Consider the following 24,924-nt stretch of genomic DNA (forward strand, 5'->3'; position numbering starts at 1 on the left):
GCAACTTAAGAGTTTCTTTTTTCGGCGTTTAAAGTCCCATATCAAATTTCTTTGTCTGTAAATCAGGTTTGAGTATCAGGTCTGTCATGCTTTTAATTTCAAGTTGCACGTATTGCCAATATTCTGGATTATCAATTGTTCGCTGTTTAATTTGGCTTGGAATGAAACGGCTCATTTCGTTGTTGAAGTCGGCTTTTACCTCTTCTTCGTTGAGTAATTTTTCGACCTGAAGGCTAAGCGATTCTATGAAGTGAGATTTTGTTTTTTCTCTTGCTGCAAGTTTTTTGCTGATCAGCTCTATGGATACGTCAATACCTCTTTGCTTGATCCAAAGAATATCCCAAACATCACGAGGTTTAATTCGTCTGGAACGGTATGCTAGAGCAATGAATTTATCTGCCAAGGTTTCTTCTAACGACTGTACTGGGATCAAAAGTCCTTCTGTTGGAACGACGACATCGTAATGATTTATCAGTGGTCTTCTCTCAATGTCGAAAGAAGGGATAGCACAAATGTCGATATGCATTTTTTGACGTGGTAGATCAGGGCGGTTGGCTTCTTTTTCGATACTAATTTTCCAAGAAGATGTGTCTCCTTGTTTGTCTTGGTTCGGCTTATTTACCCAGACTTCTGTTTCATATTTTTTTTGTATGTACTTTTGAATCTCGACTTCCAGACCATCAAAATCATCAGGTTTAAAGTCATGCCCTCCATTAAAGTCTAAATCCTCAGACAATCGAGAGCTGTTGTGACATAAGCGAAGTGATGTGCCGCCAATAAAAGTCAGTGATTGCATAACCCCCTGTTTTACCATGACCGCCATAATATCATGGTGCAATATTTCTTTTTCTATAACAGGTGTTATCCCTGCATACTCAGGATTGGTGTTAACAATTTGCTTTATGACTTCTTTGAGCATGTTATGCCTCCAGCATGTGCAGATTTCGATTACAGTTTTTTAAATCAATAAGAGCTTGGGTTGTTTTGGCCCGATACATTTTTATATCTGAATCGAAATAAATATTAGGAGCGATTGTCTCGATCGTTTTTTTTGTATGTGTAAACTCAATGACGCCATAAGGTGTCGGAAAAATACCACTTCTACCTTTTGTCATCACAGTGAGTCTGTCCATAACAATTTGTGAAATATCGCCTGTATAGCTAAGTTGGCTCTCTAGGCTGATATAGTTAAGTACGTCTCCTCTGAGCTTATTTACAACCTTGTAAATTGCCGTGGATCCATCTGGAGGAGTAATGGTACTTTCAAAAATACCCGCTGCAACTCTTCGTAACACACCTTTTCGTACGCAATCTGTAAGAAACTTTGTAAAAGCAGGTGTATGTTTTTCGCCTAGCATAAATGCTATCTCCGTAGCCGTATGAACACCTCCACCGGCTTTAGTAGCATGAGATAGTGCGGACAGTAATTTTTCTTTTTTTCTCATAATGGTCTACGAATTATTACTTTATTGGTGTTAAATTGTAGACCTAATGAGTTAAGTAGACAAGATTTAGGTCTACAAAAAATTACGTTTAAGGTGTTTTTTTGTAGACCTCTTATGATGGGATAAGCTTTGAATGGTATAAAGCTCTATTTTACTTCGAATCAAAGCAACAAAAATGTCCAAAAGTATGCTTTGATTCAAAGCAATTGAAACTATGCATTTATGGGTATTTTTGCCTTTAAAGTATGGGGTGATTTGAGATGCTTTGATTCGAAGTGTAGAGGTCATGGGCCAAGATGGGATCAAAATGGGCCAAAATCCCCTGATATAGAGCTTTATTGCCTTATATTGCTTTGATTCAAAGTATGTGAGTTTACTAAGGTATTGAATACGTTATATAAAGTCGTTGAACGCCATGTAAGAGAATATTCAGAGTAACCTTGACATGGTAGAGGTCAGCAGTTCGAATCTGCTTAGTCCTACCACCGACTTTAGTAATAAAGTCAAGGGCTTACATATATTTGTAAGCCCTTTTTTGTTTTTCTTTTTCCATATATTTTCCTTAAATTTTCCAAACGCTTCCATTTTTTCTCTATGTTTTCAGTATTTTTGGCTGAATTAGCGTGTCTGTAAATTCATCGAAATTACTGTCATTTTCGTTCAGTCATAAAAAAGAGCGGCTAGTTCTCTTCTTCGTCGATGAGTTTAGCTAGTCCGCCTCATTTTTGGTCAAAAAATCGGAAATCCTTCTTCTTACACAAATTCACTTGGTGATTGCCTGTGCTTAAATCTATATTGTATATATATGCAGTATTTTAGCGTTTGGTAAGCAAGTAAAGGCGAAGGTCGACAAGTGGACGGGTATTACGGTGGGCGTGGGAATTACGCCTTGGTTTTAACCCTTTTTTCTCGACCTAATGCCAAGCCCTTATAAATAGGGGCTTGGCATTTCCTGTTTAAAAAAGGGTATTTTTGCTAAAAATACACAAAGCTCTTTAACAATCAAATAGTTAATGCCAATTTTGTCTACTTCACCGCCGAACAGGCGGCTTAGAAAGCTGAGAATGGTAAGAAGTTCTAGAAATAAAACTTCACCGCCGAACAGGCGGCTTAGAAAATCACAACCTTGTATCTTATTCCGAAGTATTTCTTCACCGCCGAACAGGCGGCTTAGAAATTGTAGATGTCATGTATAGTGTTCCCTTGTATCTTCACCGCCGAACAGGCGGCTTAGAAATTGCTTGGCACCCATTCTCAAAATAAATTGATCTTCACCGCCGAACAGGCGGCTTAGAAATAATGGGTCAGGTCCATCATCATATATTTCAACTTCACCGCCGAACAGGCGGCTTAGAAAGACAAAATTGAACCTCATTTCTCCCCAGCGAACTTCACCGCCGAACAGGCGGCTTAGAAAAATCTGGCGGAGCTTAGTTTTTTTCTCTGTCCCTTCACCGCCGAACAGGCGGCTTAGAAAAGAGTTGTTCGCAGGTATCAGACTGTCGAATGCTTCACCGCCGAACAGGCGGCTTAGAAAGATGATGTACAGGTTTTTGACGTTGTTTTGCGCTTCACCGCCGAACAGGCGGCTTAGAAACAACAAGCCACGAGACCGCCGTGTCTTGCGAGCTTCACCGCCGAACAGGCGGCTTAGAAAATAGTAAACGGTATTGATAACCTAGAAATCAGCTTCACCGCCGAACAGGCGGCTTAGAAAGCGATGGGCACCTGTTGTTTTTAGCAAGACGCCTTCACCGCCGAACAGGCGGCTTAGAAAGCGATGGGCACCTGTTGTTTTTAGCAAGACGCCTTCACCGCCGAACAGGCGGCTTAGAAAAAGACGCTCTTGAAAAACTTAAATCAAAAGGCCTTCACCGCCGAACAGGCGGCTTAGAAAAGAGTGGGATAGGGATGCCAACTGGCATGCATCTTCACCGCCGAACAGGCGGCTTAGAAACAAACGAGATTTACCACGGCGTGATCGGTGTATCTTCACCGCCGAACAGGCGGCTTAGAAACTGCCGCTTTACATTGTTCGGATGGGGTCATTCTTCACCGCCGAACAGGCGGCTTAGAAAAGACAGCTTTGAAGTGTTTGCCACCCAAAAGGCTTCACCGCCGAACAGGCGGCTTAGAAACGGCACTGGATTTTGCCTGTGCACAGTAATGGCTTCACCGCCGAACAGGCGGCTTAGAAACGGCACTGGATTTTGCCTGTGCACAGTAATGGCTTCACCGCCGAACAGGCGGCCTAGAAATAAGACTAAAAAGCCTACTAGAAATGAATCAGCCTCAAGTTTTACTTGCAAGTGATCCGCACCTTTGACGACGACCACCTCCAAACCAACCCCGCATGGGTCGACCAAACCATCGAACGTGTCAAAAATGCCACAGGTAAACACTTCGGAGAGGGTTAGAGCAGGGAAGGATCAAGGGGCGAAAGCTCCTTGGTTACTGTTTGAGTTGGTTTTGCACTGTGATATGGCTTAATATTGCTGAGCTCTAAGAGGGTAATTACAGAGAAGTATTGGAGTCAAAAATAGGATTTATTGACAATCAAAGGATAGATTATGGAACTAATTCAAGTAGATGATGTTAGAGCGCAAATTGCTGAGCTAAAAAAGCTAGTGAGAGTTGTTGATCCAGGAACGCATCCCACTCTTACTAATAATGGTGTACGAGAAATCGATTTTAAGTTTTCTAGTGATATGGAATACGTAGAAGCTTCTAGCGATGTTGGGCTTTCTTTTGCGACTAATATGAAAAAATTTAAAAAGCTTGTACAGTCAAAAGCTCGATTTCATGCAGAGATGGATATCTATACCATTGACGAATCTATGTTACAGGTAGATGGATTGAAAATTGTGCATGACCGCCCAGGCCATGCGAGCTTGACGGTCACAAAAAGAATTCGTGTTCCAGAGCTTATACAGAAGCTTGAGATTGTGGCCCGAAAATTAGAGAAGATAGGAAGAATGAGGGTTTCATCATGAAAAATATACATCAGCCAATAAAAGACATCATGTTTTATTATGCGTCGCACCCTGAAGATTCAACTATCTTAGCCATACTCAAAAAAGAATCGATTGATTCTGAACAAGAAGCTAAGGATGTGCTTACGTTTTTAAACCTGATGTGTGACAAAATCGCTGAGGATGCCAAAAATAACGTTGTTGTTTTAAAGCAACCCATTCACACTACCGATGCTGAGAAAATCTGTGATGTGATGGAAGACTATATCGAAGATCAAGGGTATGAGTACTTAGTCGAATAATGAATACTTGGGGTCAAATGAAATATTCTCTTTGGCCCCTCTCAGATCCCGCCTCATTTCTGGTCGAAAAATCGGAAATTCGGCTATTTCACATAGCTTGTTACTCCTCAGATCTGAGGAGTCAGTTAAAATATTTCGTAAAAATCGGATGGTGCAGCTGCTATCATGTTATGAATCGAGTATATTCGAGCAGCATAGTAGTATTAACGAAAAAGGAATTGTTATGAGTGCTGGTAAGGAATCTTTGCTTATATTTGAGCATGAGCTTGAGTTAATAGAGCAAGAGTTAAAACATCATGTTATTCGTACTGCTAATTCAAAGCAGAGTCCTCAAAACCCGTTGAGGCCAGGAAAAGAAATTTCTTATGACCCCACTGGTAAGTTTGTTCTTGCCAACTCAAAAACAGGCATTTCATTGGCGGCTAGCTTAAAGCAATTAGAGCGAATCATAAGACCTGGTATAAAAAAATGGCTTTTGGCTGTTGATCGCAATTCTGTGATGCCTGATGGCTTTAAAATGCAGCAAGATAATGGGCATCATTGGTCTATTGTCGTTACTCGGAAAATGAGTGTTGATGAGTACGAACGCAAGGTTCAGGATATCATTAAGAATTGGCGAGTTATGGGGAGGTTCGTACGTTATGAGTGATTTTACAGAAGCACAAAAGAAGGCATTTTTATCATTATCAAAGCGATACGATAGCCAAGTATTCGAAATAGCGTCGAAAGGTGGTGATACGCAGATTGAAGTATCATCCAAAGAAGAGGCGCGGTTGCTTGATAAATTTGCATCGAATATTTGTGATTGGGTGTTTAAAGATTTTTCTGATATCGATGGTGATGATGAAGATATCAATGCTGATGCTGAAATGGTCACCTACATGGTGTCAGATATTTTGTCAGAGTCCGGTTTTGATATCGATATGAAATAGCGCTGAATGTTAAGTGAAGAAGCCACCTTCGGGTGGTTTTTTTGTGCCTAAACAAAACGTTTTCATTAAAAAAGACCTGTGATTTGCCGCCAACATGCCGCCATTGAGTTGATCAAGCCCTTTGCTCTAGCCCAATAAGCACAAGGCTTTAACCATAAAATGTCGCTTTCATAAGAAGAGAACGACATTTTGTTTTTTCGCGCGCAGGGCTTGCTAGGCTGGGAGTTAGGCGTTAAAGAATTTCGGGATCAAGATAAAAAAATAGCGTCTAGCCTTAATCGACCCCAAACAAACTCCACGAGCAAAAACACCTTTCCGTCACCTCAGCCGACACTGCCCTGCTGGAAGCCGAGAGCGATTCCCTCAAGGAAAGTAATTGATCAACAACATCGTCACCGCCATGAAACTGGAAAGCAATCCCATTGTCCTCCCCGCCAGCGACCTAAATGACACGGTACAAGCCATCCGCACTTTCCCAGAAAAATAAGCAACAGTAAATCGCACCGCTACACACCAAACTGGGTAAACGATAACGTCGAGCGGATCTCTTATTACAAATAATAAAACCAAACCGAGGCTCTCAGGCGAGGGCTTTGGTGGTTGTTTATCATGGGGTAAAAGGGTAGGTTTTGGATTGGGTTAGGGTTAGATGGCGTTGGCCGTTTTTGTAAGCTTTGATGTTGTTTTAAAACGTTGCTTAATGGAATACCACTCTCTGGAAGTATCGTCAATGATGAGTTTTAAAGAAAGATACGAGCATATATATCAGTCAAACAATGAGTTTATTAAAGACAATCAAATCAATATAGATCCTTTACCTGTTGATGGAGATAGCAGATGGGGAGTGAGTGTCGTATTTCGCCCCAAAATACCTTTGGAAGTGTGGAGAGATCTCGATAAGTTAAAACCATTACTTGGCGAAAATCATTTTTATTATTGTGATAACAATGTACACGTTACTTTTAGGTCGCTAGAAGCCTACAGGCAGACTGTTTATGAGTCAGATAACTTAGTAAAACGGTATGCGGAAGTGTTAAAAACAACATTTAGTGATGTCGGTCGAATGCGTATTTCCTTGCGTGGGATAGTTGGTGTTAAAAGTGGTTTAATTTTGTGTGGCATTCCTGATTTTAATATGGCAGATCTCAGACTAGATTTCTTTGAGAGGTTACAACAAAGCAACCTTGTCACATCGGGGCCTGAAACATCTGTAAGTAAGTTAAGAAATACTTGCCACGCAAGCCTCACGGTGTTTTCTTCTGAATTAGACCTTCCTGCTGAAAGTCATGAGATGCTTTCAAATTTGCGTCATAAAGACTACGGCGAGGTTGATGTAACTGATATAGAAATTGTGTCATATAGAAGAACTCTTGATGTTATTAATGTTCAGTCTTTGACAAAAATTGATCTTTCATAAGGATAAAGGCAGAGCATGGGCGTCGTTGGATTATTTGCTGATGTCAAAGCCGATGATCTTGTTACGTTCTATCGGAATTATGGCTTTATCTTCCTCTAGAAAGAGGAACACAAAGTCAAACTTTGTGTTCCGATCGAATTCATTGTGACGTTTTTCAAAGATTGAGAATAACCAATTAAGGCAGCCATCCATTACGGATTGCTACCTTAACAGCTAACTCTTAGGGTTGGTTACGTTGTTTCCTGAGAGGGTACAGCATCGTTTCGTCTGAAACTTGGCTGTCCAAACAGTATCTAAATTTCACGTTCATCCCGTTAATTGAGCAGTATTTGTCCCAATTTCCTGTAATATCCACTGCCTGAATGCTTCTGCATTGGGATGGGGGTGTTGCTTGATTGGCCTCGCAAGATAAAAGGCTTCTGAGGTTTCTATGCTGTGTTCAAAGGGGGAGATGAGTCTCCCGCTGGCTATCATTCCTTCAACAAGAGACGAACGTCCCAGCGCAACGCCTTCTCCTTGGGCTGCGGTTTCCAGTGCAGAGATCAGTGTATCAAACTGGATATTGGAGGCGGCTTCCATATGCCCATATCCGGTTTTGTTAAGCCAATGTCCCCAACCTTCCTCGTATCCAAGTACATGTAAAAGTGTGCATTGTGATAACTCCTTAATCGACACAGGGGGGCGTTGTAAATTACTTAGTTTTGGGGCGCAAACGGGGATTAGGCGATCCCAAGTTAAGCGTTCGCAGATCATACCTTGCCAATCGCCATGGCCATAGCGAATTTCCATATCAGCATCCTTCTGATCCACTTCATTTACCCAAATATTACTAGTGAAACGTAGAGAAATATTGGGGTGGGCTTCACGAAAACGCGCTAGCCTAAGAGCCAGCCAGCAGGTGTAGAAGACCAAACTTACTTTTAAGGTTAATGGACGATGTCGAATTTGTCCGAATATTTCATCTGTTGCAGCTGACATACGTGCTATTGAATCACGAATCACTGGCAGATAAGCAAGACCAGAATCTGTCAATTCCAGTCCTCTTGGTAGGCGTTTAAATAGTGTACAACCTAGTTGTGATTCGAGTCCTCTTATTTGCTGACTTACGGCGGCTTGAGTGAGGTTTAGCTCTGTGGCTGCTTGAGTGAAATTCAAATGGCGAGCAGCAACATCAAAAGAGTGTAACCAATTTAAGGGTGGGAGACGCTTTTTCATATTTGTTAGGGGTCTCAGAACGAAGTTTAAAGCGGAGCCTAGTATTGTTTTTTTTATGGAACGCGCCAAAAAATACTCACCGACTAAGCTCATTATTTTTTGTAATTGGCGGCCCTAGAAAGCCGCCAGTCAAGGTTACTTCATTGTTGGCATTGAGAACTCTATACCCTCTCGAACACCAGCAGAGGGCCAGCGTTGAGTGATCGTTTTACGCTTGGTATAGAAGCGTACAGCGTCCGGTCCATAGGCATGTAAATCACCAAATAAGGATCGCTTCCAGCCACCAAAGCTATGGTATGCCACAGGAACTGGTAGAGGGACGTTGATGCCTACCATACCGACCTGAATATTATCACTGAAATAGCGAGCTGCTTCTCCATCTCGGGTGAAAATGCATGTGCCGTTACCATATTCATGTGCATCAATCAGATCCATTGCTTCCTGCATCGTCTTCACTCGAACTACCTGCAATACTGGACCGAAGATCTCCTCTTTGTAGCTCAGCATGTCAGGCGTTACGCGGTCAAGCAGCGTACCGCCGACAAAGAAACCGTTCTCGTATCCTGATACTTGAGGGTTGCGTCCATCAACGACGACTTCGGCACCATTTTCTTCTGCGCTATCAATATAACCAACCACTTTATCTTTGTGAGCGCAGGTAATCACTGGGCCAAAATCGTTGCTTTTATCACTATGGTTTCCTACTTTGAGGCTGACCATGGCTTCTTTCATTTTACTAACGAGCTGGTCTGCAGCGGCATCGCCGACGGCAACGGCAACGGACAACGCCATACAACGTTCACCAGAGGAGCCAAAGGCGGCACCGAGTAGTTGATTGACCGCATTGTCCATATCTGCATCAGGCATCACAATGGCATGGTTTTTGGCGCCACCGAGGGCTTGGCAGCGTTTACCATTGGCGTTAGCGGTGCTGTAAATATACTCAGCGATAGGGGTAGAACCGACAAAACTGACTGCCTTAACTCGCTCGTCAGTCAGTAGTGTATCTACTGCTTCTTTGCCACCATTAACAACATTGAATACACCCTCTGGTAGCCCCGCTTCCTGTAGTAACTGTGCGACAAACAGTGTTGAGCTTGGGTCGCGTTCTGATGGCTTCAAGACAAAGGTGTTGCCGCAAGCGATTGCCATGGGGTACATCCAAAGTGGTACCATTACGGGGAAGTTGAATGGCGTAATGCCAGCAACCACACCTAGAGGTTGGAATTCGCTCCAAGAATCAATATTGGGGCCCACATTTTTACTGTGCTCCCCCTTTAGTAGCTCAGGTATGCCACAAGCATACTCGACATTTTCAATACCACGCTGTAGTTCGCCTGCTGCGTCATGAACGATTTTGCCATGCTCTTCACCTACCAGTTCACAGATCTTATCGGCATTTTCTTCCAAAAGTTGTTTGAACTTGAACATGATACGTGCGCGCTTCATTGGCGGCGTATTGCGCCAAGCAGGGTAAGCCGCCTGAGCCGAAGCAATCGCTTCCTCGACAGTGCTTTTAGAGGCTAAATCGACCTTTTTGGTCACTTCTCCCGTAGCTGGGTTAAATACGTCTTGACTTTGGCTGCCTTCAACAAAAGTTTTACCGTTGATCAAATGTCCGATAGTGTTCATGTTATTTCCTATTTAATAATAAATTAACGTTTGATATTTCAAGCCCAAAGAGTGCGATATATTTCCACGATCTCATTGTCACTAGGAATTCTAGGATTGTTTCCAGGTGAGCCTGATGCCAGTGCCTGCTGAGCCATTGTCGGCATCAGTTCTAGAAAATGTTCACGGTCGATACCGAATTGCTCAGGTGTGGGGACTTGTAATTCACTATTCAAGTCGCGCAGTTCCTGAAGTAGTTTTTGGTTTGCTTGGTCAACACTGTCTGTTTCTTTGGCAATCCCCATCGCTTTGGCGCAATCTGCATAACGATCTGGTGCTGCAGGAATGGAGAACTCAGTAACACTTGGCAAGAGCATGGCGTTAGAGAGTCCATGTGGAACATGGAAGGCTGCTCCAATGGGGCGGCTCATGCCATGTACTAAAGCAACGGAAGCATTCGAAAAGGCGATCCCCGCCATAGTTGCGCCGAGCATCATGGCTTCGCGTGCCTGCGTATCTTTACCATTGTGGTAAGCCTTGCGAAGGTTTGGTGCCAGTAACTTCATGGCAGCGAGTGCTTGGCTATCACTGTAAGGGCTCGCTTTACGGCTGACATAAGCTTCTATTGCATGGGTAAGGGCATCGATCCCTGTATCAGCAGTAATTCGTGGCGGCAGACTCAGTGTTAGTTTGTAATCCACAAGTGCCGCTATAGGCATGAAGCCGATGCCGACACATAACATTTTCTCGTCATTGGTTTCATCGGTAATAATGGTAAAGCGAGTCACTTCGGAGCCTGTGCCGGCCGTCGTTGGCACGGCAATGACTGGTAGACCGGCTTCGTTTACAACGCGAGGGAATTTATAATCTCGCATGGTTCCCCCAAAGTGGGCGAGAATTCCGATTGCCTTAGCGCTATCAATTGGGCTGCCACCGCCTAGAGCAATGATGCAGTCATAGTTACCATCACGTGCTTTTTCAACGCCTGCCTGAATGGAGGCAACTGTTGGTTCGGGGATGGTGTCGTCGAAGACATCGGCATTTAACTCGTTTTCATTGAGTAGGGTTTGTAAGGTTTTGGCATAGCCAAGTTGTACCATCATCTTGTCGGTGATGATCAGTGGCCGTGTGCAACCCAGCCCTGCAAGTATATTGGGGATCTCTTTAGTTGCATCCGCGCCGACCTGCATGACTCGTGGTAGTATGATTTGAGTAGACATATCAACTCCTTGATTTTATAAAATACAGAGACTGCAATGCTCTTTGGATGATATTGCTAGCCAAAATCAACTTAGGTCTCTGAGTTAAGTTCCATCTCTTAGTTAACCAAGAGATGGGGTTAAAATTTTGTTGTTAAAGGGCTCTATTTACTCGGTGCACTTACTGCTTGTACATCTTCCGTCGCTTTCTGAGCCCTCTCACGCAGAACGTTCACCGACTCTTCATAAAACTCCGCCTTTAGAGACTTACACAGTCCGATTACGGCAAGGATAACAATGACGGAGAAGGGCAGTGCGGCCACAATGGACGCCGTTTGCAGCGCCTTGAGTCCCCCCGCAATCAAAAGTGCGGCGGCTACCGCACCGACAGCAATCCCCCAGAAAATGCGATAGCGTGCACGAGGATGTTCATCCCCCATGGACAGCAGTGTACAAATAACTAAGGTGGCGGAGTCGGCAGAGGTGACGAAATAAGTAATCAGCATCAGCGTACAGAGACCAGCCATCAGCAGGGTTATTATTTCACCGTTACCCAGTAGCTCGATTGTCTTGAAAAGCGCTGTGGTAGTGTCTTTATTTACGGCTTGGACAATGCCGCCGCCTCCGAACAATTGGAGGTACATAGCAGAGTCACCAAAGATCGTGATCCAAAGTGCAGCAAGAAGTGTTGGCGCAAGCAGAACGCCGAGAACAAATTCTCGGATAGTACGACCTTTGGATATACGGGCGATGAATATGCCACAGAAAGGAGACCAAGCAATCCACCAGCCCCAGTAAAAGATTGTCCACCAGCCTTGCCACTGGCTTTTAGGTGTTGTATCGACCCAAAGTCCTAGCTGTACGACGTGGGATATATAGTCGCCAAGATTGTTGAAAATTGAGCCCAGAATATAGATGGTTGGTCCGAAAATAACAAACAGTGCGAGCATCACTATGGTCATCTGCATATTCAGCTCACTGAGAATTCGGATTCCCTTTTTTAGACCACTGAGTACAGACAGCGTCGCTAAAACAGACAGTAGGGCTATCAGTCCGACTTGTATTCCTAACGACACTTTGATGCCGAATAAATAGGCCAATCCTGCGTTGATTTGTTGTGCACCTAATCCAAGTGAGGTGGCTATGCCGAATACTGTACCAAATACAGCGAGAAGGTCTGCAGCGTGTCCGATTGGACCGTATATACGTTCTCCGAACAGCGGATACAAGCAGGAGCGAATTGAAAGTGGGAGACCTTTGCGATACGAGAAGTAAGCCAAGGCCATGCCTATTACTGAGAACAGTGCCCATCCATGCAATCCCCAGTGGAAGATTGCGATGCGCATAGCGACTTGAGCGGCTTCAGGTGTTTGCTCTTGAGCGACAGTTATAAAGGGGTTGCTTTGGAAATGGTTAATAGGCTCCGCAATACTCCAAAACAGTATGCCGATACCGATACCCGCACCAAATAGCATAGAGAACCAAGAAAAGAAACCAAATTCAGGACGATCTGTGTCCTTACCAAGACGGACATTTCCATAACGGCTAAATATGAGCCAAACCGAGAAAAACAGCATAAAACTCATTAAGCCAATGTAATACCAGCTGAAGTTAGTGACAATAAAGCTCTGAGCTGAGTTATATACAGAACTGGCATAGGTAGGGTTAGCAATTGTAAAGACGACAAATGCAAGTACAAGTACCGCTGAACCAATAGCCATAACTGGATGTACACCAGCCAACAGGCCTGATCCCGGAAGATTATAGTTTTTATTATTCATAATGCTTTACTCTCCATTTTTTACACACCATCCCCGAGTATTGGGGATGGCGTACTACTTTTTTTGCGTTGGCTCCGATTAACTGGTTAGCCAGATTAGGGGTGTGTAAGGCCATAAAGATCAGGCCAATATTTAGCACTGATGCAATGTACAGGATTTCAGAATAAATTTGTCCCTGTTCCGCTTGGAACGGCACCCTAATATTTTTAGAAATATGTTCGGCAATGAACGGATTCGGTCTTTCTTCAAGAAGATGACTTGTCCCTTTCGGCAAAAAATTGGCGAGAGTTGGAGTGTCCGAGTTTGGGTCGATGAAGGCGACCATCAGCTGGGCGTGGTGACGCCGAGCGAGATCGATTGAAGCCGATAGCAAACTTTGCCACGAATGTTCGTGGCCCCAGTCTACCGGCACGAGGATGCATTTATACATTGTATTCATTGGTGCTGCTCCTAACGGTTTATATTTTTCTTATTTAATTAATCCCGTGGCAGTGATGATCGAAATGGGCGGTTAGCTCCTATAACGATATCGAGGCTCATTATTTAAAAAGAGTCAGAAGCAGAAAAGAAATAAAAAGACACTCTTAGACTAAAAATTATTTATGGCTAAAGCCGTTTTTACCGCGATAAACCGGATTAGGGAATTGAAACTCCAATTACTCATAAAAAAACTTCACCCTAAGGGAAGAGATTTATTGCTGGTGCACAGCCCAAGCCATTTCTAGACTCGGCTCCTATCCAGAGTGTGGCAACTTGATCGGTTGTTGGTTAAGCGAAATCAGAAAGTCAGTAACCACCTTGGTTATTGTGAGATTAAAGCAACCCTCACTTTTTGTTAGAAAACGCTTTACATAGATAGGAAAGGTGAAAATGAATAATAACAATGAATTGCCTTTGAAAGGTGTCCGTGTTGTAGATTTTGGTCAGCAGATTGCAGGTCCCGCTGCCGCCATGGCGTTAGCCGACTTCGGTGCCACCGTTATCCATATTGATCCGCCGGGTGGACCAACTTGGAAAAATCCAGCCAATGAAATTCTCAACCGAAATAAACTGAGTCTAGAGCTGGATTTGAAATCCGAAGAAGGCCTTGCTCAGGCATTAGCCTTGATCGATAAAGCGGATATTGTCATAGAAAACTTCCGCCCTGGTGTTATGAAAAAGTTAGGGGTTGATTTTGAATCTCTACGTTTGGCTAGGCCAGAACTGATTACATTGTCGATACCTGGTTTTGCTAGTAACGATACGTTGCGTCGAGAATGGAAAGCGACGGAAGCCGTCGTTGCTGCAGCCTGTGGCGGTTATACGGATATGGGGTTCAATCGTGTATTGATGGGGTTGAATCCAAGTTTTTCGCCGCTTCCTCTGGGATCCTCTTATGCGACGGCATTGTCGGCTGCCTCCGCAGTGCTTGCCCTATACGAGCGAGAAAAAACGGGGCGCGGTGATCATATTGAGGTGCCTATCGCAGCCGCCATGATGGAAGGACTGTCCTATAACTCCTATGTTATTGATGGATTGCCTGAACGCTACAAAACCATGCGTGAGCATGAGATAGAATACCGCCGCAACAACAAGATTCCCTTGAATCTTTCGTACGACGATTTACAAGAGTATCTAGACCCCTTTTATCGTACTTATGAATGTGCTGACGGCCGTAAATTTTATTGTGTCTGTCCTTCTCACCGTAACCATGCCAAACGAGCGTTAACCGTCTTAGGCATCTATGATGAACTGGTTGCCGAAGGGCTGCCGGAAGTGGCTGATTTACATCTCCCTATCAGTGAATGGGATGGTGAGACGTCCATTGGTGTTTACCCATTACCGAAAAGGTGGGCGGATATTATCGCAGCGAAAATGAAAGCCGCTTTTCTTACCAAAACCTCCGAGGAATGGGGACGCATTTTTGGCAAAGCATCGATTCCAGGCGCGCCTCATCGTACAACGGAAGAATGGGTGCAGGACGAGCATGTTAACCTTGCAGGCCTGATTGTTGAGGTAGACACACCAGATTATGGCATCATGAAGCAACCTGGCCCTATCGCTTGGTTAGAAAACGAAGCCGATGCCATGTTGACGCCGCGAGCTTGTCGTCATGTCAGTTTCGATGAAGCATTGGCTGAACTGAATGAGGTCGCTGCCGAGGAAAAAGTCACTCGACCCACTGGTGCTGATATACAACCAGCATCAGGTAAAGGCTGGCTGGAAGATCTGCGCATACTAGATTTGACGAATGTTATTGCGGGTCCTCACTCCGCCGCATTCTTAACTCGCTTTGGTGCTGAAGTGATCAAGTTAGATCCTGTCAAGCCGCTCTATGATCCACTGATCGGCACCATGTACACCTTCCAGTCGGGGGTCAATAAGCGTAGTGCGGTTGTCAATATCTCCACCGAAGAAGGTCGTGAGATCTTCAATCGACTGGTTCGGTCAGTGGATATGGTCGTTATGAACGCCCCTCAGCGACAGATCCTCCAATTAGGGTTGGATGAAGAGACGTTGAAGAAGATCAACCCCGATCTATTGTTTTGCCGTCTGGATTGCTTGGGTGGGCCGCGCGTGGGGCCAATGTCGGAGTACATTGGTTACGACGATATTATTCAGGCAATCAGTGGCATTATGAGTCGCTTTGGTGGGATAGAAACACCAGAAGAACATGCACACATTGGAACACTTGATGTTAATTGCGGTTTTGCGGCTGGCTTGGCAACGGCTGTGGCTTTGTACCAAAAATTGAGAACAGGCAAGTGCTCTCGTGCTCGTACTTCACTCTCGGCGGTTACTAACTTGTTGCAGATTCCTTATTGTTACGACTACGCGGGACGTCCACCATTTAATGAACCTTCTGGCAGAGAAGGGATGGGATTCGGACCGTTGGCACATTTTTATCAAACCAGTGATGGCTGGATTTATCTGGATTCTAATAGTTTAGAGCTGGACAAAATAGCGGCCATTGAAGGGTTGGAGGGAATTGGGGAGGTGGACGATATCAAATCCTTCCTGACCCAGCAGCTAGCTAAAGCGCCATCAGAATATTGGACAGATAAAATGTGGGCAAAAGACATTGCGGTTGCTGTTCCTGAGTCGATCAAACACCTACGCTCGGAAAACAGTCGTCTTAGTGATGGAACCACCGGTATTGACCGAGGTAGCTTTGCCTTTACGATCTTCCCCGATCACCCCTGCGGCCATCAAGTGACTCAAATCGATCATTATGCGATTCGTCCTACAGAGTCCGCTATTCGCCCATTGAAACCAACAGAGCGAACGGGTCATTCGACACGTGAGATTCTGGCAGAAGTTGGGTACGACGAGGCCGCGATCGATTCCATGCTCAAACGCAACATTATAGGGTTAGGCTGGGGGAAAGAGTTCTTACCAAGCTAATACTTTTGGCGGGCTTATGCCCGCCCGTTTTTCTTTTATTAAGAGTCGGTAAGTACCTTATCTTCATTGAAGCCAAGTGACGCTATGAACAAAAATAACGGTCTGGCGTCATTATAGGCGACCTGTTAGGTATTGAGATTCGCCAAATCCAAAGCTCCAATCGACGTCTGTATTAGTGATGACTGAGATGAGAATATCCTTAGGCGATAGTCCAATGGCGTTGCCAAGCTGTTCAGTGACATGTTTATAGAAGTGAGTCTTCATAACCGTCGCACGTGGACTGGTGAAAACTTGAATGACGATGGCATCTTCGCTGCGTTCGAACCCTAATCCTGTATCAAGCAGCACCATGCGCCCCGGTTTGTGTTCGGTCACTATCTGGTAGCGATCGTTTTTGGGTACGTTAAAGGCGTCAACAACGCAATCTTGGATAGTATCCATGATAGTTTTTATTTCATCATCCGAACGCCCTTCATTTAAATCAATTCTTACTAGTGGCATGTTACCTCCATCAGTTGGTTACTATTTGTTTATTAGCATACAGACTTTCCTTTGCGATTGATGGGTAAGGCCGAGGTTTCCCTAATTGAATCACGTTACTTGGCAATTTGCAGTTGGCGAGATTTGGAGTCAGAAAAATATCCTTTAATCTTTATCGACCCCCAAAGCGATGACAACCCAGTTCCGCCCACAAGAGGTAACAGCAAAGCAGGGTATTGGTGTTCTTTGGTGGTGAGTGACGTCCATCAAACCCACTATCAACTCTGTTATGCCCCTGAGTTATTTTGTTTGAAAATTTAACTAATTGATTTATATAAAATATATTTGATTTGAAAATGTATTTTTTTATATGCATTTTCTTGTTATTCTTTATTTTTATTTGTCTCTCTATTTTGATAGGGGTTTCTAGAACTGCCAATCAAATAAGATAAAGCCAATAGAGCTTGGTAGAAAAACAAAAAATCATATTAATTTAGGATGGGTTTTAATGACGCAATTAACTTCATTAGAGATATATAGAACAGAACATGTTCTTATTGCTGGTAACAAGTACACAATCAAGTTAGCTTCAACGGAAGATGGACACGAACATGCCTTGATAGTGGAAAATGAAAAGACTAAGCAGAATGTTTCCTATCATTTAAGTGCAAAAGAAGCACACTATATCAACCTCCATAGAAATGAAGAGCTTGAAGCAAAATTGCTTGAAATTATTCAAAGTGATTTAGACAGTAAGCATTTATAAACTCTATTTCGCCCTACCATTAATTCCTATCATTGGGATGTGCGAGCTGATGAAAAATGGCTTATAGCCTTCATCAGCTCCAAAAGAACTCAATAAGCCAATTCTATTCCCCCGCCACTTCGACCGATTTTCTGTTACTGGAAAGAGAGTGTTACTCTTACTAAAGAAGGAAAGAAGGAAAGAAGGAAAGAAGGAAAGAAGGAAAGAAGGAAAGAAGGAAAGAAGGAAAGAAGGAAAGAAGGCTGTGATCAGTGTCATTTGTCCAGACATGCCATTCGATATCACGGTTGCCTCTAATAAACTCTCATGTTTAATCATTTATTGATATTTATCGGGTACTCTGTTGGTTCTTTGCTCAGATAGCTAAAGATGAGTTTAGAATAAATCAAAGTTTGCTGGTTTTCGTCTTCTAATGAGGTTTTCGAAATGATGTTTTTTTGTTTGGGTCAGAGATTGCAGAGGTCTTTTTCATCATTTTTTGGAAAAGCTGTTGTGCTGTCATTTTGTGTGGTGCTGTCTGGCTGCAGTGAGCAAAAAAAAGTCGAACCAGAACCACCTAGACCCGTGAAAACCGTGTTGTTATCTGCGGACTCACCGTCCGATCAGGTGAGCTTGATTGGGGATATTGAGCCAGAACACGAGACTATTTTAGGGTTTCGCATAGGTGGTCGTATTATTGAGCGCAAAGTGGATGTGGGGGATAAGGTTTCTAAGGGGGAGTTGCTGGCGGCGCTGGATACCAGTGATGCCAAAAATCAGTTAGCCAATGCTAAAGCGAAGTTAGTGAGTGCACAATCCAGTTTGAGTTTGGCGAAAATCACCTACGAACGCTATAAAAAACTGCTGTCAACGCACGTTATTTCCCAATCGCAATTTGATATGAAAAAGTCCGATTATGATACTGCCTTGTCGCAATATGAAAGTGCGAAATCGGCTGTCAAAGAAGCCTCTGATAATGTGAGTTATACCAAGTTGTTGGCACCGGAAAGTGGCGTCGTGACCCAAGTGAGTGGCAATGTTGGGCAAGTGGTTTCAGCTGGACAGGAGGTGGTGAAACTGGCTTCTCTGACTCAGCGCAATGCGGTGTTTGACGTGCCTGAGGAGATGATTACCAATACGCCTCCCCATAGCGAGATCACCGTGTCTTTATTGTCTGACCCGAGCATTAAAACCACTGGAACGGTGCGAGATGTCAGCCCGCAGGCGAATACAAACACAAGAACCTATCGAGTACGAATCAAATTGACAACCTTCCCAAAGGAAATGGTATTGGGTGCTATTGTGAAAGGCTCGGCTCGTCTTCGTGAAGCTAATATTATTCAATTACCAGCATTGGCGTTAACGCGCCAAGGTAAGCAGCCTGCCGTTTATGTTTTTGATGAGTCAACTCAGTCCGTTCATTTGCAGCCAGTGACGGTTGTTCGCTACAGCAATGACAGTATTTTTGTGTCAAAAGGCTTGTCTGCTGGAGTGCGTGTTGTGGTGGCGGGCGTATCGACATTGCGCCCTGGCATGAAAGTCACCTTGTTTAAGGATGCGAACTGATGTCTAACCCACGCAAGCGTTTTAACCTATCTGAATGGGCTCTGAATAATCAACAAATGGTCAGCTTTTTGATGATGGTTGTCGTCGTCATGGGCGTACTCAGCTATATCAATCTGCCCCGTAATGAGGACCCTTCTTTCACGATCAAAAAAGCCGTGGTGTCGACCGTATGGCCTGGCGCATCGGTGAAAGATACCACGCAATTTGTTACTGATGTGGTGGAAAAAAAACTGCAAGAAGTGCCTTATCTGGATTATTTAAAAAGCTACACTCGGGAAGGTGAGTCTGTTGTGTTTGTGAACCTTCGGGATGATACACCGCCTAAAATGGTGCCAGAAATTTGGTATCAGGTGCGCAAAAAAATGAAAGATTTATCCCCTAGTTTGCCATCGGGTGCCAGTAAACCTGCGGTGGATGATGAGTTTGATGATACCTATGGCACCATCTATGGGGTTACCGGAAAAGGCTTTACGGAACGTGAACTGCGGGATGTGGTTGACCGTATTCGGGACCGACTATTAGGTGTGCCAGACGTGAGTAAAATAAAGGTGCTGGGGGCGCAAGATGAGCAAATTAATATTGCTTTTTCACCTGAAAAACTAGCTGGCTTAGGTTTGAGCTTTAAGCAAGTGACGACCATGCTGCAACAGCAAAATGCCATTGTTCCTGCTGGGGTGATTCGTACAGGAAGTGAGCGTATTGATTTACAAGTATCGGGGGCTTTTAAGTCTGAAAAAAGTTTGCAAAATATTGTGCTGCATATCGATGGCCATTTTGTGCCTTTAACGCAAATTGCCACCATTCATCGAGTGTTAAAAACACCACCGGAACCCGAGTTTCGAGTCAATGGGCAGCCTGCCATAGGGCTGGCTATTTCCATGTCAAAGACAGGTAATATGTTGGATTTTGGTCAGCGGCTTGACCAAGAAATGGATAAGGCTAAGTGGCTTTTACCCCATGGTATGCATGTCTTTACGGTGGCGAATCAATCCAAGGTGGTAAAAGGGGCGGTGAATGGCTTCGTCAAAGTACTGGTGGAAGCCATTGTGATTGTGTTGGCAGTCTCGTTTATTTCTTTGGGAATGAGAGCAGGCTTAGTGGTCGCTTTTTCTATTCCTATCGTATTGGCGATGACCTTTGTTGGCATGGAAATCGTTGGAATTGGACTGCAACGTATTTCCTTGGGAGCTTTGATTATTGCATTAGGTTTACTAGTCGATGATGCGATGATTACTGTTGAGGCCATGGTTTCTCGGTTAGAACAAGGTTGGAAACGAAAAGAAGCCGCCGTATACGCGTTTAAAAGTACCGCCTTTCCGATGTTAACAGGTACCTTGGTAATGATCTCTGGCTTTATTCCGGTGGGCTTTGCCGCTTCCAGCGCCGGTGAATACTGTTATTCCATGTTTGTTGTGGTGCTGATTTCGTTGCTGAGTTCTTGGATTGTGGCGATTTTATTTTCACCTCTATTAGGTGTTTGGCTGTTGCCAGCGGCGCTGTCTTCTCCTAAGGATAAGATCAGCTCTCACTCAAGAATATTTAGTCGTTTGTTATCCTACTCATTATCTAGGCCTAAGAGCGTTATTTTGCTTGCCTGTGTTTTGCTTGGTCTGGCCATTGTCGGGATGGGCCAGTTGAAGTCGGTTTTTTTCCCATCATCAGATCGCCCCGAATTGCTGGTGGATTTGACTTTGCCGCAAAATGCGACGCAAAGTGCCACCCGAGAAAAAGTCATAGCGCTTGAAAAGTGGCTTAAAACACAGCCAAACGTGGCGCATTTTTCCTCCTATGTTGGCTCCGGAGCGGTGCGCTTTTATTTGCCGATGGATGTCTTGCTCAGTCATGAAAATGTGGCCGAACTGGTGGTCGTAGCGAAGTCTACTGACGTTCGAGATAGGTTGAGTGCGGATATCAAGCGTTATCTGAATCAGCATGATTCAGATATTGTTAGCCGTGTGGCACCCTTAGAACTTGGTCCACCAGTGGGGTGGCCTGTGCGTTATCGTATTATGGGGCCGGATTTGGATAAGGTGCGTTCATTGGCAACGGATTTAGCCGTGTTAATAGGAAAAGATCCGCAGGCGCGAGACATTAACCTGACCAGCGGTGAGCCAGAACGTCGCATTGCCATTGATATTAATCAAACTCAAGCTCGGGCGGTGGGACTAAGTTCTGAACAAGTGGCCAATACACTGGCTAATATCTTCTCTGGACAAGTAATTACTTCGCTTCGTGATCATAACCGTATGGTAAATGTGGTGGTGCAAGGTGATAAAGAAGCTAAGGAAAACGTATCCACCATCAGTAACTTGCAAATACCAATGAGCAATGGACAAACCGTGCCATTAAGACAGATTGCTACCATTCAATATGGCATAACCGATCCCATTGTTTGGCGCTGGAATCGAGAGCCCTATATTAGTGTGCAATTAAACGTGGCATCGGGGGAATTACCACAAACCTTGTCCGATGAGTTGGCTCCTGTGGTTCAGAGCTTTACAGAGAAACTGCCTCCAGGTTATCAGCTGAAAGAAGCGGGAGCGGTTGCCGATTCAAGTAAGGGAAACCAGTCAGTCTATGATGTATTGCCTGTGACCATTTTATGCATGCTGACACTATTAATGATTCAGCTACGTCGCTTTTCACGGATGTTATTGGCTTTATTTATCGCACCGTTTGGCTTAATCGGGGTCGTGATTGCTATGTTGCCGACAGGCACCCCCATGGGATTCGTTGCTTTACTGGGGATTATCGCTTTGTTTGGCATGATCATTCGCAATGCGATTATTTTAATCTCTGAGGTGGATCGTAATATTCAAGACGGTGTATCCATTCACGAGGCCATTACGCGAGGGGCTATGCATCGCTCCCGTCCTATTTTATTGACCGCTTGTGCTGCGATTTTAGGGATGGTACCGATTTCCCGAGAAGTCTTTTGGCAGCCAATGGCGTATGCCATTATCGGTGGATTATTGATTGCCACCCTCATTACCTTATTGGTGTTGCCTGCAGCGTTAAAACTTGTCATGCAGTGGGAAAGTGCGCGTCGAGGTGACTACGGGTTGTAGTATGCAATCCGATCAAGACAGGAAGTGAGGCAAAGAATGGAGTAACAGAAAGGGCACTTAATGATTTAAGCGCCCTCGTTGAATGTATGGAAATCAATGTCTTGGGCTGTTAAGCGATGACAAATAAATCCATAAAGCGGTTAACTGGCGTGCTTTCTAGCGTGGCTTGATCTTTACACAGAGTAAAGATGGTTTGGCATTGGCGGTTCGGAAAGCGCGTTGCCAAGTTGTTTTTAAATTTCTTCTCCAAAAGTGGAATGCCTTCTTCGCGACGACGACGGTGCCCAACCGGGTATTCCACCACCACTTCTTCAGTGCTGCTTCCGTCTTTAAAGAACACTTGAATGGCGTTGGCAATGGAGCGTTTGTCGGCTTCTAGGTATTCGGCAGAGAAGCGTTTGTCTTCGACGATTTCCATTTTATCACGCAGCTCATCGATGATGGGGTTGGCGTCATGGAAGTCATCTTCATAGTGCTCGGCAATTAAATGACCAAAGGCTAATGGAACCGCAGCCATGTACTGCAAGCAGTGATCGCGGTCGGCAGCGTTTGCCAATGGGCCGGATTTAGAAATAATACGAATGGCCGATTCATGGGTACGAATGACGATTTTATTGATGTCTGCCAAGCGGTCTTTCACTTGGGGATGCAGTATCACAGCGGCTTCTGCTGCCGTTTGTGCATGGAACTCCGCCGGGAAAGAGATTTTAAACAAGACATTTTCCATCACGTAAGTGCCGTAGTCTTGTGAGAAAGCAAACTGACGTTGCGCTTCTGGTTTGATGGCTTGGTCTTTGTTGGTTTTCGAGAAAGACACATCATAAAACCCCCACTGTGGCGCCGTTAATACACCGGGAATGCCCATTTCGCCTCGCATGGACATATCGGCTAAGCGAACGGCCCGTGAAGTGGCGTCCCCCGCCGCCCACGATTTCCGAGAGCCTGCGTTAGGCGCATGGCGATAGGTACGCAGGGCGGAACCATCTACCCATGCTTGGGAAATCGCGGCCATGATTTGCTCTCTGTCGCCCCCCATCATTTTGGTTACTACGGCAACCGAGGCAACCCGTACCAATAAAACGTGACACAAGCCCACACGGTTGAATGAGTTTTCGAGGGCGATGACGCCTTGAATCTCATGGGCCATGATCATACCTTCTAAGACGTCTCGCATGGTCAGCGGCTGTTCGCCTTTTGACAAGCGTACTTGGGAAAGGTGATCTGCCACCGCCAAAATGCCCCCTAAGTTATCGGAAGGGTGTCCCCACTCGGCGGCTAGCCAAGTGTCGTTGTAATCCAACCAACGAATAATGCAGCCTATGTCCCACGCGGCTTTGACTGGGTCGAGGGAGAAAGACGTGCCGGGAACGCGGGCCCCATTGGGGACAACTGTGCCTTGCACAATGGGACCAAGATGCTTGGTACATTCGGGAAAGCGCAGGGCGAGTAAACCACAGCCGAGGGTATCCATTAAACAGTTACGAGCGGTATCCAGGGCTTCTTGGCTTTCTATTTTATAGTTCAGTACATAATCGGCGATGTCCTGGATGACTTGGTCGTAATCCGGACGGTTGTTTTGGTCTACGTTGGCACTCATTTTTGATCCTTACTTAGTATTTCTCTTGTCTATTTTTCGCTTAAGGACGGTCGTCAATATCCACCCAATCAGCATGATCTGGTCCAATGTAATCGGCACTGGGGCGAATAATGCGATTGTTGGCGCGCTGTTCCATGACGTGGGCGGTCCAGCCTGTTACTCGAGCGCAAACGAAAATTGGCGTGAATAGCTTAGTGGGAATGCCCATAAAGCGGTAAGCGCTGGCATGAAAAAAATCCGCGTTACAAAAGAGCTTCTTCTCACGCCACATAACCGCTTCGCAGCGTTCAGACACCGCGTATAAATGGTCGTCGCCGACGTCTTCACTGAGTTTTTTCGCCCACTTTTTAATGATGTCATTACGTGGATCCCGGTCACTGTAAATAGCATGACCAAAGCCCATGACTTTTTCTTTATTAGCCAGTTTTTGCAGTAGCGCAGCTTCGGCTTCGTCTGGGGTTTGCCAAGGTTCGATCATGTCCATTGCCGCTTCATTTGCGCCGCCGTGAAGCGGGCCGCGTAAGCTGCCAATACCACCTGTGACACAAGAATACATGTCCGACAAAGTGGAAGCGCATACCCGAGCTGTGAAGGTCGAAGCATTGAATTCGTGCTCTGCGTACAAGATCAGCGAGGTGTTCATGACCTTTGTGTGAAGCGCGCTAGGGGCTTTGTCGTGCAACATGGTGAGGAAATGCCCCGCCAAGGAAGGAACATGGTCATTGAGGGTATCAATGCGCACACCATCATGACTAAAGCGATACCAATACAACACGATGGCGGGTAGGGCGGCGATCAAACGATTCGCTGTATGGTGCGTTTCTTCGTTGTCCTGTTCTGGTTCTAGATTGCCTAAAAAGGAACAGCCCGTGCGCATGACATCCATTGGATGAGCTTCTGCGGGAATCAGTTCTAAGGCTTTTTTGAGGGTTTCAGGTAAGGCTCGCAAGCCCATAAGTTTTGCTTCATAGTCTCGCAGCTGAGTACGGTTCGGCAGTGCACCGTATAATAAAAGATAGGCGACTTCTTCAAAGCTCGCTTTATCGGCTAATACATCAATATCGTAGCCACGATAGGTTAATCCTGCGGCGGCTTTACCGACGGTACAGAGTGCGGTTTGGCCTGCGCTTTGGCCGCGTAGGCCAGCGCCGGAAAGAACTTTAGCCATGTTTCTGCTCCTTGCTTTGTTGTTTTTTTAGGGAGTTATTAT

General features: G+C 44.9%; 19 protein-coding genes and 1 CRISPR repeat array. Of the genes, 9 read left to right on the forward strand and 10 right to left on the reverse strand.

Going from position 1 to position 24,924, the window contains the following annotated elements; translation table 11 throughout:
- Positions 1-28: 28 nt before the first annotated feature.
- Together MSP8886_RS07280 and abiEi are read right to left on the reverse strand one after the other, a co-directional pair.
- Positions 29-919 carry a nucleotidyl transferase AbiEii/AbiGii toxin family protein gene (locus tag MSP8886_RS07280; RefSeq protein WP_067014182.1) on the reverse strand — a complete coding sequence of 297 codons (891 nt, stop codon included), beginning with the start codon at positions 917-919 and terminating at the stop codon, positions 29-31.
- Position 920: 1 nt separating this feature from the next.
- Complete coding sequence (gene abiEi / locus MSP8886_RS07285; protein WP_067014185.1) at positions 921-1,445, reverse strand: type IV toxin-antitoxin system AbiEi family antitoxin; 525 nt, start codon at positions 1,443-1,445, stop codon at positions 921-923.
- A 1,029-nt stretch (positions 1,446-2,474) separates the two neighbouring features.
- Positions 2,475-3,703: a CRISPR direct-repeat array (repeat unit 28 nt; unit sequence CTTCACCGCCGAACAGGCGGCTTAGAAA).
- Between the two features lie 312 nt (positions 3,704-4,015).
- On the opposite strand from abiEi, the gene MSP8886_RS07290 reads away from it, so the two are divergent.
- From MSP8886_RS07290 to MSP8886_RS07310, 5 genes are all read left to right on the forward strand, one after another.
- Positions 4,016-4,438, forward strand: a complete 423-nt coding sequence (locus MSP8886_RS07290; RefSeq protein ID WP_067014187.1) for a hypothetical protein — start codon at positions 4,016-4,018, stop codon at positions 4,436-4,438.
- On the forward strand, positions 4,435-4,719 hold the full coding sequence (locus MSP8886_RS07295) for a hypothetical protein (protein ID WP_067014189.1): 285 nt from the start codon (positions 4,435-4,437) through the stop codon (positions 4,717-4,719). The genes MSP8886_RS07290 and MSP8886_RS07295 overlap by 4 nt, the downstream gene beginning before the upstream one ends.
- 223 nt (positions 4,720-4,942) lie before the next feature.
- Positions 4,943-5,368 carry a hypothetical protein gene (locus tag MSP8886_RS07300; protein ID WP_067014191.1) on the forward strand — a complete coding sequence of 142 codons (426 nt, stop codon included), beginning with the start codon at positions 4,943-4,945 and terminating at the stop codon, positions 5,366-5,368.
- A complete protein-coding gene (locus MSP8886_RS07305) occupies positions 5,361-5,651 on the forward strand; it encodes a hypothetical protein (protein ID WP_067014193.1) in 291 nt (96 codons plus the stop codon). Before MSP8886_RS07300 ends, MSP8886_RS07305 begins: the two co-directional genes overlap by 8 nt.
- Before the next feature lie 649 nt (positions 5,652-6,300).
- Entirely contained in the window at positions 6,301-7,068 is a 768-nt protein-coding gene (locus MSP8886_RS07310) for a hypothetical protein (RefSeq protein ID WP_067014195.1), read from the forward strand.
- A gap of 306 nt (positions 7,069-7,374) precedes the next feature.
- Here MSP8886_RS07310 and MSP8886_RS07315 read toward each other — a convergent pair whose 3' ends face one another.
- The 5 genes from MSP8886_RS07315 to MSP8886_RS07335 form a co-directional block, all read right to left on the reverse strand.
- Positions 7,375-8,283, reverse strand: coding sequence for a LysR substrate-binding domain-containing protein (locus tag MSP8886_RS07315; protein ID WP_067014568.1), 909 nt, complete (start codon positions 8,281-8,283; stop codon positions 7,375-7,377).
- Between the two features lie 135 nt (positions 8,284-8,418).
- Positions 8,419-9,915 carry a CoA-acylating methylmalonate-semialdehyde dehydrogenase gene (locus MSP8886_RS07320; protein WP_067014197.1) on the reverse strand — a complete coding sequence of 499 codons (1,497 nt, stop codon included), beginning with the start codon at positions 9,913-9,915 and terminating at the stop codon, positions 8,419-8,421.
- 38 nt (positions 9,916-9,953) lie between these two features.
- Positions 9,954-11,114: an iron-containing alcohol dehydrogenase gene (locus MSP8886_RS07325; RefSeq protein ID WP_067014199.1), complete on the reverse strand. Its 1,161-nt coding sequence runs from the start codon at positions 11,112-11,114 to the stop codon at positions 9,954-9,956.
- Positions 11,115-11,257: 143 nt separating this feature from the next.
- On the reverse strand, positions 11,258-12,814 hold the full coding sequence (locus tag MSP8886_RS07330) for a BCCT family transporter (protein ID WP_083200869.1): 1,557 nt from the start codon (positions 12,812-12,814) through the stop codon (positions 11,258-11,260).
- 52 nt (positions 12,815-12,866) lie between these two features.
- Positions 12,867-13,313: a universal stress protein gene (locus MSP8886_RS07335; RefSeq protein ID WP_067014204.1), complete on the reverse strand. Its 447-nt coding sequence runs from the start codon at positions 13,311-13,313 to the stop codon at positions 12,867-12,869.
- A 431-nt stretch (positions 13,314-13,744) separates the two neighbouring features.
- Between MSP8886_RS07335 and MSP8886_RS07340 the strand changes: the two genes are divergently transcribed.
- Entirely contained in the window at positions 13,745-16,258 is a 2,514-nt protein-coding gene (locus tag MSP8886_RS07340; RefSeq protein ID WP_067014206.1) for a CoA transferase, read from the forward strand.
- A gap of 111 nt (positions 16,259-16,369) precedes the next feature.
- Here MSP8886_RS07340 and MSP8886_RS07345 read toward each other — a convergent pair whose 3' ends face one another.
- Positions 16,370-16,759: a tautomerase family protein gene (locus MSP8886_RS07345; protein WP_067014208.1), complete on the reverse strand. Its 390-nt coding sequence runs from the start codon at positions 16,757-16,759 to the stop codon at positions 16,370-16,372.
- Between the two features lie 487 nt (positions 16,760-17,246).
- On the opposite strand from MSP8886_RS07345, the gene MSP8886_RS07355 reads away from it, so the two are divergent.
- The 3 genes from MSP8886_RS07355 (at position 17,247) to MSP8886_RS07365 (ending at position 22,117) form a co-directional block, all read left to right on the forward strand.
- A complete protein-coding gene (locus MSP8886_RS07355) occupies positions 17,247-17,504 on the forward strand; it encodes a hypothetical protein (RefSeq protein WP_067014212.1) in 258 nt (85 codons plus the stop codon).
- Positions 17,505-17,996: 492 nt separating this feature from the next.
- Positions 17,997-19,049, forward strand: a complete 1,053-nt coding sequence (locus tag MSP8886_RS07360) for an efflux RND transporter periplasmic adaptor subunit (protein WP_067014571.1) — start codon at positions 17,997-17,999, stop codon at positions 19,047-19,049.
- The gene (locus tag MSP8886_RS07365) at positions 19,049-22,117 is read left to right on the forward strand and encodes an efflux RND transporter permease subunit (protein ID WP_067014214.1); all 3,069 of its coding nucleotides are present in this window, start codon (positions 19,049-19,051) and stop codon (positions 22,115-22,117) included. The genes MSP8886_RS07360 and MSP8886_RS07365 overlap by 1 nt, the downstream gene beginning before the upstream one ends.
- Positions 22,118-22,226: 109 nt before the next feature.
- Here the strand turns inward: MSP8886_RS07365 and prpD are convergent, their stop codons facing one another.
- Positions 22,227-23,714, reverse strand: a complete 1,488-nt coding sequence (gene prpD, locus MSP8886_RS07370) for a 2-methylcitrate dehydratase (protein WP_067014216.1) — start codon at positions 23,712-23,714, stop codon at positions 22,227-22,229.
- Positions 23,715-23,754: 40 nt separating this feature from the next.
- On the reverse strand, positions 23,755-24,882 hold the full coding sequence (gene prpC, locus MSP8886_RS07375; RefSeq protein ID WP_067014218.1) for a bifunctional 2-methylcitrate synthase/citrate synthase: 1,128 nt from the start codon (positions 24,880-24,882) through the stop codon (positions 23,755-23,757).
- Positions 24,883-24,924: the final 42 nt, after the last annotated feature.

Origin of the sequence: Marinomonas spartinae, from assembly GCF_900089775.1 — a bacterium.
In the GTDB taxonomy this organism is placed as follows: domain Bacteria; phylum Pseudomonadota; class Gammaproteobacteria; order Pseudomonadales; family Marinomonadaceae; genus Marinomonas; species Marinomonas spartinae.

What these genes read in the sequence shown, in the direction of transcription:
- MSP8886_RS07345 (WP_067014208.1), bottom strand. Translation starts at nt 16,759, where the DNA reads ATGCCACTAGTAAGAATTGATTTAAATGAAGGGCGTTCGGATGATGAA.
- prpC (WP_067014218.1), bottom strand. Translation starts at nt 24,882, where the DNA reads ATGGCTAAAGTTCTTTCCGGCGCTGGCCTACGCGGCCAAAGCGCAGGC.
- MSP8886_RS07315 (WP_067014568.1), bottom strand. Translation starts at nt 8,283, where the DNA reads ATGAAAAAGCGTCTCCCACCCTTAAATTGGTTACACTCTTTTGATGTT.
- MSP8886_RS07320 (WP_067014197.1), bottom strand. Translation starts at nt 9,915, where the DNA reads ATGAACACTATCGGACATTTGATCAACGGTAAAACTTTTGTTGAAGGC.
- MSP8886_RS07330 (WP_083200869.1), bottom strand. Translation starts at nt 12,814, where the DNA reads ATGGCTATTGGTTCAGCGGTACTTGTACTTGCATTTGTCGTCTTTACA.
- MSP8886_RS07280 (WP_067014182.1), bottom strand. Translation starts at nt 919, where the DNA reads ATGCTCAAAGAAGTCATAAAGCAAATTGTTAACACCAATCCTGAGTAT.
- abiEi (WP_067014185.1), bottom strand. Translation starts at nt 1,445, where the DNA reads ATGAGAAAAAAAGAAAAATTACTGTCCGCACTATCTCATGCTACTAAA.
- MSP8886_RS07355 (WP_067014212.1), top strand. Translation starts at nt 17,247, where the DNA reads ATGACGCAATTAACTTCATTAGAGATATATAGAACAGAACATGTTCTT.
- MSP8886_RS07325 (WP_067014199.1), bottom strand. Translation starts at nt 11,114, where the DNA reads ATGTCTACTCAAATCATACTACCACGAGTCATGCAGGTCGGCGCGGAT.
- MSP8886_RS07290 (WP_067014187.1), top strand. Translation starts at nt 4,016, where the DNA reads ATGGAACTAATTCAAGTAGATGATGTTAGAGCGCAAATTGCTGAGCTA.
- prpD (WP_067014216.1), bottom strand. Translation starts at nt 23,714, where the DNA reads ATGAGTGCCAACGTAGACCAAAACAACCGTCCGGATTACGACCAAGTC.
- MSP8886_RS07310 (WP_067014195.1), top strand. Translation starts at nt 6,301, where the DNA reads ATGGCGTTGGCCGTTTTTGTAAGCTTTGATGTTGTTTTAAAACGTTGC.
- MSP8886_RS07365 (WP_067014214.1), top strand. Translation starts at nt 19,049, where the DNA reads ATGTCTAACCCACGCAAGCGTTTTAACCTATCTGAATGGGCTCTGAAT.
- MSP8886_RS07305 (WP_067014193.1), top strand. Translation starts at nt 5,361, where the DNA reads ATGAGTGATTTTACAGAAGCACAAAAGAAGGCATTTTTATCATTATCA.
- MSP8886_RS07300 (WP_067014191.1), top strand. Translation starts at nt 4,943, where the DNA reads ATGAGTGCTGGTAAGGAATCTTTGCTTATATTTGAGCATGAGCTTGAG.
- MSP8886_RS07295 (WP_067014189.1), top strand. Translation starts at nt 4,435, where the DNA reads ATGAAAAATATACATCAGCCAATAAAAGACATCATGTTTTATTATGCG.
- MSP8886_RS07340 (WP_067014206.1), top strand. Translation starts at nt 13,745, where the DNA reads ATGAATAATAACAATGAATTGCCTTTGAAAGGTGTCCGTGTTGTAGAT.
- MSP8886_RS07335 (WP_067014204.1), bottom strand. Translation starts at nt 13,313, where the DNA reads ATGAATACAATGTATAAATGCATCCTCGTGCCGGTAGACTGGGGCCAC.